This is a genomic window from Spirillospora sp. NBC_01491 (assembly GCF_036227065.1).
In the GTDB taxonomy this organism is placed as follows: domain Bacteria; phylum Actinomycetota; class Actinomycetes; order Streptosporangiales; family Streptosporangiaceae; genus Spirillospora; species Spirillospora xylanilytica.
The window spans coordinates 4,635,765-4,648,617 of record NZ_CP109432.1; the positions used below are offsets into that span (position 1 = coordinate 4,635,765).

Genomic DNA, 12,853 nt, shown 5'->3' on the forward strand with positions numbered 1-12,853 from the left:
CGGACCGATCCCCCGGATCTCGGGGTCCGGCCGTCAGGAGCGCCGGCCGGGCTGGTCGACGACGACGGCCTTGACCAGGCTGCTCCAGGACATGATGTCCCCCTTTCTCAGGTCCTCGCCGTCCTCCGTGAGGTCCTTGACGACGATGTCGCGGTGGCCGAGGTACTCGTAGGTGGTCGGGTCGATGAGGATCTCCTCGCGCAGGTAGCCGCCCCGGATGCGGTAGAGGGTGATGCCCGGACGCTTGGCGAGGTCCACGGCGCTGGCCCCGTACCGGACGTCGGGGATCTTGGCCAGCGCGCCGACCAGGGCGGCGCGGAGCCCGGTCGGCAGCGCGCTGTCCCGCAGGCACGCCTCGATGTGCCAGAACGCGTTCAGGTCGTAGTCCTGGTCCTCATCGTTGAGAGGGCCGCCCTTCGATCCGCTAGGACCGAGGGTCGGGCGGGAGGCGTACTTCCCGACCGTCTTGTAGACCTGGGCGAGCAGTTGGTCGGGGTTCTTCGGCAGGGAGAAGATGTCCCGGTAGTCGACCGTGCGCTCGGACCCCTTGTTGAGCGACAGTTTCCCGTCCCGGAAGTCGGCATAGCCCCAGTCATCGAACCGGGACCACACCTCCCCGGCGCTCGTCTCCTTCGGGGTCCCCCTCAGCCGCGCGCCGTCCACCTTGGTCTCGGCGTTCAGCTCCTTCAGGTACGACCACTGGTGGGGCTTGGGCATGACGTCGCGTTCGGTGGCGGCGGTGATCGCCGCATTGTGGGCCAGGTCCTGAGCGCCGGCGACCGCGCGCATCTGGGCGGACGACTGTTCCCTGGGGCGGTCCTCATCGGTTCCGCCGCCGCCTGCCAGGGGCCCCAAGAGCACCAGGGGCACCAGGAGCACGGCCGCGGTGGCCGCCCCGGCGAGGCTGAGACCCCAGGCCGGGTGCCAGGTCCGCTTCTTACCCGGGACGGGCCGGCGCATGTGGTCCTTCAGGCGAGAGCGGGCGTCGGCGATGGTCTCTTCGGTCGGGTCCGGTAGCGCGTCGTGCCGCTTCCGCAGCCGCTGAAGCTCATCCATGGCTGATCGCCTCCTGTGCGGTGGGGCCCAGTGTCTTGCGGAGCTTGCGCCGCGCCCGGTTGACGCGGGAGCCGACGGTGCCGATCGGAACATCGAGGGCGAGCGCGACCTCGGCGTAGCTGAACTGGGCGCAGACGACGAGCAGCAGCGCGTCGCGGTCGCCCTGGGAGAGCCGCGCCAGGCCCCGCGCCAGTTCGGGGCTGAGCCCCTCGGCGCTCACCCGGTCCGCCACCCGGTCGGCGTGGCTCTCGGCCTCGTCCCGCGCCGCGGACCGGCCGAGGGCGCGGTAGAGCCGGACCTCGCTGCGCCGATGCCGGCTGATCAGGTTCGTCGCGATCCCGTACAGCCAGGGTCGGGCCGTGGCGCAGGCCAGGTCGTAGCGGTCCCGCTGGTCGAAGGCGGCCAGGAAGGTGTCGGCGGCGACGTCGTCCGCGGGGCCGGGGCCGAGCCTGGACGCGGCGAACCGGTGGATCGCGGGGAAGTACCGGTCGAAGATCATCGAGAACAGTTCGGGCTCGTCCCGCGACCTGGCGATGACCGAGGCGTCGCTCGCCTCCTCAGGCATCCGGGTGGGAGGTACATGGGTCATGGTCATGCATCCGGCGCCTCTCTGACGGAGTGATCAGCGCTGATTGCCCGAACCCGCGGTTCCTCTTCACGCCCGGAGCGCGCTCCGGGATCCGCGTCCCCACGGCAGGCCGGGAATGTCGGCATACGCTTTCCTACCGGATCCTCCGGGAGTCGCTGACCGACGTGCTGCGCCATGCCGGGCCGGCGCGCGCCACCGTGCACCGGCAAGCACTGACCGTCAGGACGCGGACGTGTCCGCGGGTGCGGAGGCGGAGGCGGGTGCGGGTGCGGGCGCCGGGGCCTTGCCGCGGAGCGGAACCTCCTTGAAGAACCAGGCCAGGACGAATCCGGCGGCGCAGACGACGGCGACCGCCAGGAAGACCTGGCCGGTGCCGCCGGCGAAGGCGTCCAGGTAGGCGCCCTTGTCGGCCGGGGTGCGTCCGGCCACCGCCCGGGTGAAGATCGACCCGAACGCCGCCACGCCCAGCGAGCCGCCGACCGTCCGGAACAGGGTGACCGCGCCGGACGCCGCGCCCATGTCCTTCGGCTCGACGCTGTTCAGCGCGATGGTCGTGGAGAGCTGCGCCGCGAACCCGAGCCCCGCGCCGAGCAGGGCCATCGCCAGGCCGGTGGCGAGCCGGCCGGTCCCGGCGTCCACGGTCGCCAGCAGCGCCGCCCCGGCGGTCAGGAACGCCCCGCCCAGAACGAAGAAGATCCTGTACCTGCCGGTGGCGCTCATCGTCCTCCCGGTGACCTGCGCGACGACCAGCATCGGGACCATCATCGGGAGCAGCAGCAGCCCGGACGAGGCCGCCGAGGCGCCCTGGACGGTCTGCTGGAACAGCGGCAGGTACAGCACCGCCCCGAACATCACCACGCCGTAGACCAGGGCCGACAGCGAGGACAGCGTCATGTTGCGGCTGCGGAAGAGCTTCAGCGGGACGACGGGTTCGACGGCCCGCCGCTCGATCGCCAGGAACGCGGCCAGCGCGACGGCCGCCACCCCGGCCGCCCCCAGGACCTGCGCCGACGTCCAGGCGTAGTCGACCCCGCCCCAGGTCGCGACCAGCACCACCGACGCGATGGCCGTCGACAGCGCGACGATGCCCGCGTAGTCGATCCGCACCTTCGCGCGCGACACCGGCAGGTCGAGCATCCACCAGCACCACGCCAGCGCCACCAGCCCCAGCGGGACGTTGAGGTAGAACGCCCAGCGCCAGTCGAGCCCATCGGTGATCACCCCGCCCAGCAGCGGGCCGCCGATCGTGCCGACCACCATCACCGACGCGGTCATGCCCTGGTAGCGCCCGCGCTCGCGCGGCGGCACCAGCGCCCCGATGATCGAGAACGCGCCCACCGCGAGGCCGCCGGCGCCGAGGCCCTGGAGCGCGCGGAACCCGATCAGCGCCGGCATCGACCAGGCCGCGCCCGCCAGGACCGACCCGGCCAGGAACACCACGATCGAGGTCAGGAACACGGTCTTGCGGCTGAACAGGTCGCCCAGCTTCCCCCACACCGGCGTGGAGATCGCCGACAGCAGCGTGTAGGCGGTCACCACCCAGGCGACCTGCTTCAGCCCGCCCAGGTCGCCGACGATCGTCGGCATCGCGGTGCCGACGATCGCGTTGTCGAGCATCGCCAGCAGCATCGCCAGCAGCACCCCGGCCAGCACCAGCCGGACCGACCGCTCCGGCGACGACGGCGCCGCCGGACTCGTCACCGCCGGCCTCGTCGGGCGCTCCGGCGCGGGCTCCTTCTCTGTTCTGGACATGGACGTCCACCTCTCGGGGGGGGGTCGGTTTCGGATTCGGCGGCCGTCCAGGGCGCCCCGCCCGGGGGGCCGGCGGCCTGCCACGTTCAGGGAAGCACAACAACTAACTAAGTGCAACGGTTCAACTTTATTAGCCGATACGCCAAGCTGGTAGGGTGGCCACCATGACCGAGACGGCGGGGCGCCGCGAACGCAAGAAGGCCCAGACCAGGAAGGCCCTGGCGGACGCCGCACTGCGCCTCTTCCTGGAGCACGGCTACGACAACGTCGGGGTCCGGGACGTGGCGGAGGCGGCGGACGTGTCGGTCACCACGCTGTTCAAGCACTTCTCCGGCAAGGAGGCCCTCGTCTTCGACGAGGACCAGCGGCGGGAGGAGGCCCTCGTGTCCGCCGTCCGCGACCGGGCCCCGGGGCAGCCGATCATCCACGCTCTGCGCGACCGCGCACTGCGCGAGTACCTGTACGTCCACGGCGACGATCCCGACTTCACGGCCTTCATCGAGATGGTGCGGTCGACCCCCGCGCTCCAGGAGTACTCGCGCCGGATGTGGCTGCGGCACGAGACCGCCCTGGCCGCCGCCATCGCCGAGGCCACCGGCGCCCCTGAGGACGATCTCGCCGCCGCGGCCCTGGCCCGCTTCGCACTGGAGAGCGCCATGCTGTTGCGCGACCGCGACGATCCCCCGCAGGCGCTGCACGAGGTCTTCGCCCTACTGGAACACGGCTGGGGAGACATCGCCTGACCCATTCCGTCAGGCCCGGTCACCACGGCGGTATGCGCGGCGAGGCAAGATTTCGTCATCCCCATACCGCACTATTCGGGGCACTTCGCTCGCGGTTCCGTCCGCTGATGCCGATTCCCCTGCGTGCCGCCCGCGTCTGTGACGAGGATGAAGGCATGACCTTTCCGTTGATGCCCGGGTACGACCACATCAATCTGGTCCCCGGCCTCGATCCGGTCGCGGCGGTGAAGGACAGGGAACTCGGCGACAGCATCCACCGGTACCCCAAGCTGCTCCCCGCCGGGTCCCCCGACTTCGGGCACGCGGTGCAGACCGGAACCGAATGGCGCATCGGCTGCACCGGCGCCGCCGACCCCGCCGGCGCCCGCTACGACCTGGCGAGCAATCTGCGCCGGCGCGCGAACGGGCTGGAGGGCGAACCCGGGCTCGCCGCCGACCTGCTGGCCGCCGCCGACCGCCTCGACCCCGAGGAGGGCGAGCAGCTCCCCAAGGACGAGTGGGAGATCGGCGACCGCCGCTACCGGGTGATCCGCGTCGAGAAGTACACCCTGATCGGCGACGGCGTGATGGAGCCGCCCCGTCCCACCGACGCCTCGCCCGCCTGCGGCAGCGGCTCGGCGCTCCGCGGGTTCCTGCTGGACCCGCGGGCGCCGGCCGGGCAGTGGGAGGCGCAGCTCAGGCTGAACCTGGTCGGCTACATGCCCGTCCTCGGGCCCGTCCCCGACGTGATCCGGGCCGAGGCCCGGCACGCGGTCCAGAGCCACCCCGCGGTGGTCCTGCTCCCGCCCACCTTCACCATGGTCGAGATCAAGGACGGCTCCTGGGAGCCGATCACCGGCGCGGACGATCCCGTCCGGGCCCGCGACCACCTGGCCGGCTACTTCGCCGAGCTGCTGCCCAGGCTGCGCGAGTTCCAGGGGGCGCCCCCGACCGCCGCCGAGCTCGCCGACTGGGCCGAGGCCGCCGAGCAGATCGGGGCGGCGACCGGCCACGACTTCACCGCGATCGGCCGCCGCTTCCGCACCGTGCGCGTCTCCCGGATGCTGCGCCTCGGCCGCGACGGCCCGGAGGGCCCCCGCCCGTCCGACCAGGAGCGGTACGACCTCCCCGAGTCCTGCTGACCCCGTCCGCGCGAGGCCCGCACGGGGTCGTCCGGCCTCGCGGTACCGACCCGGGCGGCGTCTCGTCAGCCGCGGACGATCTTCAGACGCTGGAGCAGGCCGGAGTTGCGGGGCGGCGCGACCAGCAGCGAGAGGTTGCCCTTCTCGGTGGCGTACGGCTGGATCCCCCGCCCCGTGTCCGGAAGGTGCGCCGGGGCCTGGACGCGGCGTTCGTCCGCCGACCCGGCGACGGTGATCCGCTGCCACAGGTCCCACCTGCCGGGCGCCAGCGCGGTCAGCGGCATCTGCCCGGTGGCGACCACGCCGTCGACCGTCCAGCGCGCCGGTAGCGGGATCTCGATGACGGTCTCTCCGCCGCGCTGCCGCAGCAGCGCGGCGACCGTGATCTCGGTGGTCACCGCGGTCCGCACCGACAGCGCCAGGTCGAGGGCCGGGCCGGGGGTCATCGCCGCCGCATCGGTGGTGACGGGCGCGGGGCCGCCGCCCAGCCCGCCGCACCGCAGGGCGAGCGGCCCGGCCTCCCCGTCGAAGTACGGCGTGACGTACGGGGTACCGCCCTTGACCGGGACGATCCGGACTCCCGGGGCCTGCACCGCGGCGCCCTTCCCCGGATAGAGGGGCCCCTCCCGGACGATGCCGCCCGCCGTCATCACGGCGGCGATGTCCCAGTGGCCCGCGGGCAGGGGGCCGCCGCCGGCCACCGACGCCAGATCGATGTCGGCGGCCATCTCCGGGAGCTCCCCCTCCCAGGCGGTCACCTCGAACGGCACCCGGTACTCGGCCGCGCCGTCGCGCTCGCGCAGGACGAGGTGCGCCGACTGGCCGTCCGCGCCGATCTCGGTCAGGAAGGCGTATCCCCGTACCCGCAGCCGGTCCTGGCGCCATTCGACCGCGTCCAGCCGGCGGCGCTGCCGGACCCGGTGGGTGATCTCGTAACGGGCGTCGGGCACCGCGTACTCGGGGTCGCGGAACCCCGGGTAGTGCTGGAAGACGCGGGCGCCCTCCACCCGCACCTCGGGCGCGGGCCCGTCCAGCCCGGACTCCACCACCCGCGTCAGGAGGCCGTCCAGGCGGTGGGTCACGCAGTGCGCGATCAGGTGGCCGCGGGCGCCGAACCGCGCGCCCACCCCGTCGGTCCACCACGCCTCGAACAGCCCGCGGGCGCCGTCCCTGGTGGCGGCCTGCTCCAGCGGGTCCAGTCCGGGGTAGCGGCGCCCGAAGCGGGAGAAGATCTCGTTGAGGAAGTGCCGGGCCATCAGCCGGTCGCGGTCCGGCCCGGCGGGCACCTCGCCCGCGACGAACTCCATCACCTCGCCGATGCGCGCGAGGTGCCGGGCGGCGTCGGCGCCGCCCTGCTGGAGGACGCTGGTGCCGTTCTCCCGGTCGATCCAGTAGTAGCACTCGTACTCGCCCACCACCGAGATCCCGTCGGCGGCGAAGAGGGCGCGGGCGGTGAACAGGTGGTCTTCGGCGGAGAGCTGCTCGGTGGGGAACCTCAGCCCGAGCCGCTCGATCAGCGAGCGGCGGAACAGCTTCAGCACCGACAGCGAGTCGTAGACGGGCGGATCGGCCGCGAGCACCGTCGTCCGCGGCACGTCCCGCTCGAAGCGCGGCGCCCGGCGTCCGACCCCCACGTACCGTCCGATCGCCACATCGGTGCCGTTCGCGTCGGCCATCGCGCACAGCCGCTCCAGCGCCTCCGGCCCGAGGTGGTCGTCGGCGTCGAGGAAGAAGACGTACTCACCGGCGGCCCGGTCCAGCCCGGTGTTGCGCGGCCCGCCCGGCCCGCCCGAGTTCGGCTGGTGGACGACCCGCAGCCCCGGCCACTCCCGCGCCCACCGGTCCAGTTCGGCGCCGCCGCCGTCGGTCGACCCGTCGTCGACGGCGATGACCTCCATCGCCTCGCGGCCGATCGTCTGGTCCGACACCGACCGCAGGGCCCGGTCCAGGCTCGGCCGGCAGTTGTAGACCGGGATGATCACACTGACCCGCGGCGTCCGGTCGCCCCGGCGGCCCGTCCGGGCGCCCCGGCAGGTGGGGCAGATGTCGGCGTATTCGGTATAGCCCACACCCTCACAGGTGACACAGCCGCCGGGGGGAAGAGCGCCATCGAACGATTTCAACGAGAGTTGTTCACATTCACTCAGGAATGACGGCCGGAGCTTCCCCCGGTGAAGAGCCGTCACGACGGTCGAACGAGGGGGACGCGCGCCGCCCTTCAGTTCTCTGTCAAAACTTTACACGCTCCCGGTAGTGCGCCCCTCCCCCGACCGGTTCGGACGGGCGGGAGGTCTGAGGGGGGATGGCCGGGGGTGGCCGTTTCCTTCCACTTGCCGGGGAACCTAGGTAATTTAAGCCGTATGTCGTTCCCGACCCGGGTCACCCGACCGCTCCTCGACGTGCTGGAACTCTTCGTGCAGGCGTCCGGGGAGGGGACCGAGCTGCACGGCTGGACGATCAAGAAGGCGGCGGGCCTCTCGGGCGCGACCACTTACAAGATGTTCGACCGCCTGGAGGACGCGGGCTGGATCACCGGCCGCTGGGAGGCGCACAACCCCGACCCCACCCGGCCGCCGCGCCGCCTCTACCGCCTCACCCCCACCGGGGAGACCGGCGCGCGCGCGTTGCTGGCGGAGCGGCGGCCCGGATGGGCACGAGCTGCACCGCGTCCTGCGGGCGCAGACCAGGGCGCAGGGCCCCGACCACCCCCGCACCCGCTGCACGCAGCAGTGGCCGGTCACATTCGACGCCCCGTACCCACACCGCCACCAGCGCGCTAGAAGACCTGGTCCCGGCACTTCGCGTCCCACTGCTCCTCGACCAGGCCCGAGCACTCACCCGTGATCTGCAGTCGGCGGCGCCGAACGTCGCCGACCGATACCGCGAACAACCGGCCACGTGATGATCTTTGTAGTAATCTCGGCGTCGCCGTGCACCACTGTGAGTTCAAGGAGGTGAGACCGATCAACGCTGTGATGGGTCGGGGCTCCCTTCTTCGCATGGTCTAGGGAGCGCCCGCACAAGGCATCCCGAAAGGCTTGAAACGCTGATGCGCTTCACCTCCCAGACGTCGTCGGACGGCGTCACCGAGCAGTTCTTCACCCTCGACGAGATCCCCGGTGTGCTATGGACGCCGGAAGACGCCCGCGGTCCTCGTCCCCTGATTCTGCTGGGCCACGGCGGCGGGCAGCACAAGACGGTCCCCGGCACCGTCTCCCGCGCCCGCCGCTACGCCGCTGAGGGGTTCGCGGTCGTCGCGATCGACGCACCCAACCACGGCGACCGGCCCGAGGACGAGGAGTTCGGCCGGGTCGCGGCCGAGATGCGGGCCGGTATGGCCGCCGGCGGGAATCCGGGCGTACTGGTCGCTGGCATGCACAGCCATCTGGCCGGTCAGTCCGTCGCGGACTGGCAGGCGGTCCTGACCGCGGTACAGCGCCTCGACCAGGTCGGCGTCGGCCCGGTGGGCTACTGCGGCATGTCGATGGGCTGTGGGCTCGGCATCCCGCTCATCGCCGCAGAACCCCGGATCCGCGCCGCGGTGCTGGGCCTGCTCGGCGTGCACGGGCTGGCCGAGGACGCCGTGCGGATCACCGTGCCGGTGCAGTTCCTGGTCCAGTGGGACGACCAGATGGTGCCGCGGGACCAAAGCCTGGCCTTGTTCGACGCCCTGGCCTCGGCTCAGAAGACGCTGCACGCCAACCCCGGCCGGCACGGGGATGAGCCGTCGTTCGAAGTGGACGACTCGCTGCGGTTCTTCGCCCGGCATCTGAGCCGACACGAGAGCACAGTGCCCGAGCCCCAGGAGGTCAGGAAGATCGCCGAGTCCAAGCCGGCCGAGCACGGCCTGCCGCTCTCGACCTGAAGCCCGGCCAAGCCGACCGCCGGTGTCTGAGCGCATGAACGGGTGGCGCTCAGGCACCGGCGCCGTTCGGGTCAGGGGTGGCCCAGGTGCCAGGTGGACTCAGCGAGATGGGCCCCGACCTCCTTGGCGAACTCGGGGAAGTTGTCGCCGTCCAGCCGGTCCTGCCAGCCGGTGAGCAGCCCGGCCAGGACGCGGGCGTCGTCGCCGGCGCCCGCGTACAGCCAGCCTTCGGCGCCCTCGCCCCGGCCGGACGGACGGAGGTTGACGTAGCAGGTGCCCGCGCTCAGCCCGAAGATCAGCCGTCCGGCCGGGCACGGGTACTCCACCGAGGAGACCCGGCCGCCGGAGACCGAGCGGTCGTCCGGACGCCAGCCCGCCGGGCGCAGCACCTCGACCAGCTCGGACGGGAGCGAGCCCTCGGCGTCGGACGCCGGCCACGGGTCGACCAGCGCGACGAAGCGGGGGTCGTCGCGGAGCGCGCCGAAGTCCGGGTCGTCGCGCATCTCGGTGCGGAAGGAGGGGTCGGTCTCGATCGCGGCGGCGACGTCGGCGAGGGCCTCGGCGCTGTCGCCGCGCAGGGCGTACCCGCAGGCCCGGCAGTGGAGGGCGCGGGCGTCGCGGGGCATCAGCTCCAGGGCCCGGGTCGCGGCGGTCACGCACTCGTCGTAGCGGCCGGCCTTCACCGCCGTCAGCGACAGCGTGTACCAGCCCGGAGCGTACTCCGGCAGCCGCTCGACGGCGTGCCGCAACGTGATGGTCTCCTGCTCGGGGTACCCGCACAGGCGCATCAGCTGCGCGTAGTGCAGCAGGGAGGGGCCGACCGCGAAGTCGAGCTCCACGCTCCGGTAGAAGCTGCGGTGCGTCTCCTCCAGGTCGGCGGTGCCGATGGTCCAGGCGCGGTGGTAGTGCGCGCAGGCGTGGTCGGGGTCGCGGTCGAGCGCCGCGTCGAAGCTCTCCAGCGCCAGATCGGGGCGGTGCTCGCCGAGCGCGGCGTGCCCGCGCTCGCACCATCCCTCGGCGGTGTCGCCCTCGGGCGTGGCGACCACCCGGTCCATCTCGCGCAGCGGACGGGGCAGCGGCGGGGCGGGCTCGCCGCCGAACTCCGGCTGGGCGCGGACGATCGTCCCCAGCACTCCATCGCGCACCCAGAGGACCCGGCAGCGGAGCTGGAGCGCCTGGACGAGCGGCGTCAAGCCGCGGGCGTCGAACGCGTGCTCGGCCGTGGTGAGCACGCCGAGGACGTCCTCAAGGCGGTCCCGGCCGCCGCCGGACCACAGGTCCATCATGTCCAGCGCGAACATCGGGTTGCCGCCGAAGTCGCTTCCCGTTCCCTCGGGGAGCTGCACGTCCAGCAGCAGGATCTCCGGCGGTTCGACGGAGTGGATGCAGGTCAGCGACGCGCCCGAGGACGTCCGGAGGATCATGCACAGCGGGGATCCGCCGGGCGGCTCCTGCTGCGTCCAGCCGGCGCCGCCGAGGGTCTCGCGGATCAGCCGGGTGCGGTCCTCGACGCCGGGCTGCGGCTCCCGGACGGGCTCCGCGGCGGGCAGTGCCAGCCGGTGCCAGTCGCCGTCGTCGCCCTCGGTGTAGACGTGCGGGTACGCGGCGAGGAGGTCGTTCACGAAGTCCTGCCAGTTGTCCTCGGTGATCAGCTCCTGCCAGCGGATCAGCAGCGCGACCAGCCGGTGGGCGTCCTGCGGCGCGGCCAGGCCGTCGAGGCGCAGGCGGGCCTCCCCTTCGGGGCCCTCCAGCCGGATGCTGGTCTCCTCGCCGTTCCACCGCCCGGCGCTCAGGGTCACCGAACCGCGCTGGACGTAGAAGGACTCGCGGAGCCCCATCAGCAGCATGTCGTTCGGCGTGCGCCGCCAGCCCGCCGCGCGCAGCTCCCGGTCCAGCAGGCTCTGGACCTCGTCGCCGTAGGTGTACTCGACCTCGTCGTCCTCGTCGTCCTCGTCGGCGTCGGCTTCGTCGATCTCCGCGTTCGCGGCCGGGGACGTCGCCGTTCCGGCCGCCGCCGCCTCGTTGACCGGGGCGAGCCGTCCGTACTCGTCCAGGGTGAAGAGCGGGCAGTCCGGCGGCAGCGCCGCGACCGTCGCCGCCGGGCGGTCGCCCTCCTGGGCCCGCTCGGACGCCAGCGCGGCCAGCACCGTGCCGAGGTCGGTCTCCGAGCCGGACGACTGGCCCAGGAAGTCGATGATCAGCTGGGTCTCGCCGTCCGGGAGGTTCCAGCGCACGTTGAGGTACTCGGTCAGGTCGCCCTTCTCCGTGATCATGTAGTCGCACCGCTGGGCCGTCCCGGCACCGCGCAACTGGACGCCCGCGACGAAGTCGGTGCTGATGCCGGCGTCCCAGAGGGCGTTGTCCGGGGTCCAGCCCGCGCTGGTGAGCAGGTCGAGCACGGTGGCGCGGCGGCTGGCCTGCGCGGGCGTCAGTTCGTCGGCGGAGGGCACGGGCGGCCTTTCGGTACGGCGGTGGGGAGGTCCCGCGCCACGGCGCGGGACCAAGATCGTAACCGCCCGATGCCCCGGATCGTGGCGGTTCGCCCTCATGGGACGACCGCCGCTCCGCCGGTCAGACGCGGGTCACCGCCCGATCTCGGCCGGGGCCAGGGTGCGGCTCAGGCCGAGGGCGGGCAGCAGCGCGGGGTCGAAGGTGGTGATCTCCGCGATCCGGCCGTCCTCGACCCGCAGGACGTCGATGTTGACCGCCGTGTAGGACGGCTCGCCGGGCCGCCGCACGTAGTTGGCGGCGGCGGGCTGGCGGTTCAGCGACAGCGCCACCGAATGCCACTCGCCCCAGCTCCGGCCGCCCTCCAGGACCGGGCGCCACAGGTCGAGGATGGCGGCCCGGCCGTCGTACACCAGGTGCGCGGGCGGCATGGTCTGCCGGGCGTCCTCGCGCAGCAGGGCGGCCAGCGCCGACAGGTCGGCCTCCCGCGACGCGGCGACGTACCGGTGCAGCAGCGCCTGCTCGGCGTCGCTGGGGGTGGTGGCCCGGCCCCAGTCCGCGCGCCGTTCGGGGAGCTGCTCGCGGAGCGTGGCGCGGGCTCGCTGAAGCGCGCTCTTGACCGAGGCGACGGTCATCTCCAGCGCCTCGGCCGTCTGCGGCGCGGGCCACCCGGCGACGTCGCGGAGGATCAGCACGGCCCGCTGGCGCGGCGGGAGGTGCTGGATCGCGGCCAGGAACGCCAGCTCGATGGTCTCCCTGGCGATCGCCGCCGCCTCCGGCCCGCCCTCGGCGGGGGCGGCCAGGTCGAGCAGCTCGTCCGGGTAGGGCTGGAGCCAGGCGATCTCGGCCGGCGCCGAGCGCGCGGGGCCGCCCGCGGCGGCCGTCGCCGTCGCGACCTCCCGCTTGCGGGACGGGACGGCCAGCGCGTCCAGGCAGGCGTTGGTGGCGATCCGGTACAGCCACGCCCGGAACGTCGACCGGCCCTCGAAGGTCTCGCACCGGTTCCAGGCCCGCAGCAGGGTGTCCTGGACGAGGTCTTCGGCGTCGTCGAACGATCCGAGCATCCGGTAGCAGTGCACCCGCAGCTCATGCCGGTAGCGCTCGGCGAGTTCGGCGAACACGGCCTCGTCGCCCGCCTGGATCGCGTCCACGACCTGTGCCTCGTCCACCTGCCCGCTCACGTCGCCCCCCGCGTCTGCGTGCGATCGGGCGGACATCCGCCCTGACCACGACTTTTGTACCCCACTGCACCGACATCCGCCGGGCCGGACGGCCGTCG

General features: G+C 72.9%; 10 protein-coding genes. 4 read left to right on the plus strand and 6 right to left on the minus strand.

Annotation, left to right across the window (positions count from 1 at the left end; genetic code table 11):
- Window positions 1-33: 33 nt before the first annotated feature.
- The 3 genes from OHA34_RS21560 to OHA34_RS21570 all read right to left on the minus strand — a co-directional run bounded on the left by OHA34_RS21560 (window position 34) and on the right by OHA34_RS21570 (window position 3,397).
- On the minus strand, window positions 34-1,056 hold the full coding sequence (locus tag OHA34_RS21560) for a CU044_5270 family protein (RefSeq protein WP_329518714.1): 1,023 nt from the start codon (window positions 1,054-1,056) through the stop codon (window positions 34-36).
- A complete protein-coding gene (locus OHA34_RS21565) occupies window positions 1,049-1,621 on the minus strand; it encodes an RNA polymerase sigma factor (RefSeq protein WP_285939912.1) in 573 nt (190 codons plus the stop codon). The genes OHA34_RS21560 and OHA34_RS21565 overlap by 8 nt, the downstream gene beginning before the upstream one ends.
- A gap of 243 nt (window positions 1,622-1,864) precedes the next feature.
- Window positions 1,865-3,397 carry an MDR family MFS transporter gene (locus OHA34_RS21570; RefSeq protein WP_329518715.1) on the minus strand — a complete coding sequence of 511 codons (1,533 nt, stop codon included), beginning with the start codon at window positions 3,395-3,397 and terminating at the stop codon, window positions 1,865-1,867.
- Window positions 3,398-3,561: 164 nt separating this feature from the next.
- On the opposite strand from OHA34_RS21570, the gene OHA34_RS21575 reads away from it, so the two are divergent.
- Both OHA34_RS21575 and OHA34_RS21580 read left to right on the plus strand, forming a co-directional pair.
- Window positions 3,562-4,140 (plus strand): TetR/AcrR family transcriptional regulator, encoded by a 579-nt coding sequence (locus OHA34_RS21575; protein WP_285939910.1) that lies wholly within the window; start codon window positions 3,562-3,564, stop codon window positions 4,138-4,140.
- A gap of 155 nt (window positions 4,141-4,295) precedes the next feature.
- On the plus strand, window positions 4,296-5,261 hold the full coding sequence (locus OHA34_RS21580; protein WP_285939909.1) for a DUF5954 family protein: 966 nt from the start codon (window positions 4,296-4,298) through the stop codon (window positions 5,259-5,261).
- Window positions 5,262-5,326: 65 nt separating this feature from the next.
- Here the strand turns inward: OHA34_RS21580 and OHA34_RS21585 are convergent, their stop codons facing one another.
- Window positions 5,327-7,330, minus strand: a complete 2,004-nt coding sequence (locus OHA34_RS21585) for a glycosyltransferase family 2 protein (RefSeq protein WP_329518716.1) — start codon at window positions 7,328-7,330, stop codon at window positions 5,327-5,329.
- 291 nt (window positions 7,331-7,621) lie between these two features.
- Between OHA34_RS21585 and OHA34_RS21590 the strand changes: the two genes are divergently transcribed.
- Together OHA34_RS21590 and OHA34_RS21595 are read left to right on the plus strand one after the other, a co-directional pair.
- The gene (locus OHA34_RS21590; RefSeq protein ID WP_329518717.1) at window positions 7,622-8,041 is read left to right on the plus strand and encodes a PadR family transcriptional regulator; all 420 of its coding nucleotides are present in this window, start codon (window positions 7,622-7,624) and stop codon (window positions 8,039-8,041) included.
- Between the two features lie 269 nt (window positions 8,042-8,310).
- A complete protein-coding gene (locus tag OHA34_RS21595) occupies window positions 8,311-9,126 on the plus strand; it encodes a dienelactone hydrolase family protein (RefSeq protein WP_329518718.1) in 816 nt (271 codons plus the stop codon).
- Between the two features lie 71 nt (window positions 9,127-9,197).
- On the opposite strand, the gene OHA34_RS21600 is transcribed toward OHA34_RS21595, so the two are convergent.
- Together OHA34_RS21600 and OHA34_RS21605 are read right to left on the minus strand one after the other, a co-directional pair.
- Window positions 9,198-11,576: a tetratricopeptide repeat protein gene (locus OHA34_RS21600; RefSeq protein WP_329518719.1), complete on the minus strand. Its 2,379-nt coding sequence runs from the start codon at window positions 11,574-11,576 to the stop codon at window positions 9,198-9,200.
- Window positions 11,577-11,708: 132 nt separating this feature from the next.
- Complete coding sequence (locus tag OHA34_RS21605; RefSeq protein ID WP_329518720.1) at window positions 11,709-12,755, minus strand: RNA polymerase subunit sigma-70; 1,047 nt, start codon at window positions 12,753-12,755, stop codon at window positions 11,709-11,711.
- Between the last annotated feature and the right edge of the window lie 98 nt (window positions 12,756-12,853).

Coding starts and splice junctions, on each gene's coding strand:
- OHA34_RS21560 (WP_329518714.1), bottom strand. CDS start 1,056: ATGGATGAGCTTCAGCGGCTGCGGAAGCGGCACGACGCGCTACCGGAC.
- OHA34_RS21565 (WP_285939912.1), bottom strand. CDS start 1,621: ATGCCTGAGGAGGCGAGCGACGCCTCGGTCATCGCCAGGTCGCGGGAC.
- OHA34_RS21570 (WP_329518715.1), bottom strand. CDS start 3,397: ATGTCCAGAACAGAGAAGGAGCCCGCGCCGGAGCGCCCGACGAGGCCG.
- OHA34_RS21575 (WP_285939910.1), top strand. CDS start 3,562: ATGACCGAGACGGCGGGGCGCCGCGAACGCAAGAAGGCCCAGACCAGG.
- OHA34_RS21580 (WP_285939909.1), top strand. CDS start 4,296: ATGACCTTTCCGTTGATGCCCGGGTACGACCACATCAATCTGGTCCCC.
- OHA34_RS21590 (WP_329518717.1), top strand. CDS start 7,622: ATGTCGTTCCCGACCCGGGTCACCCGACCGCTCCTCGACGTGCTGGAA.
- OHA34_RS21595 (WP_329518718.1), top strand. CDS start 8,311: ATGCGCTTCACCTCCCAGACGTCGTCGGACGGCGTCACCGAGCAGTTC.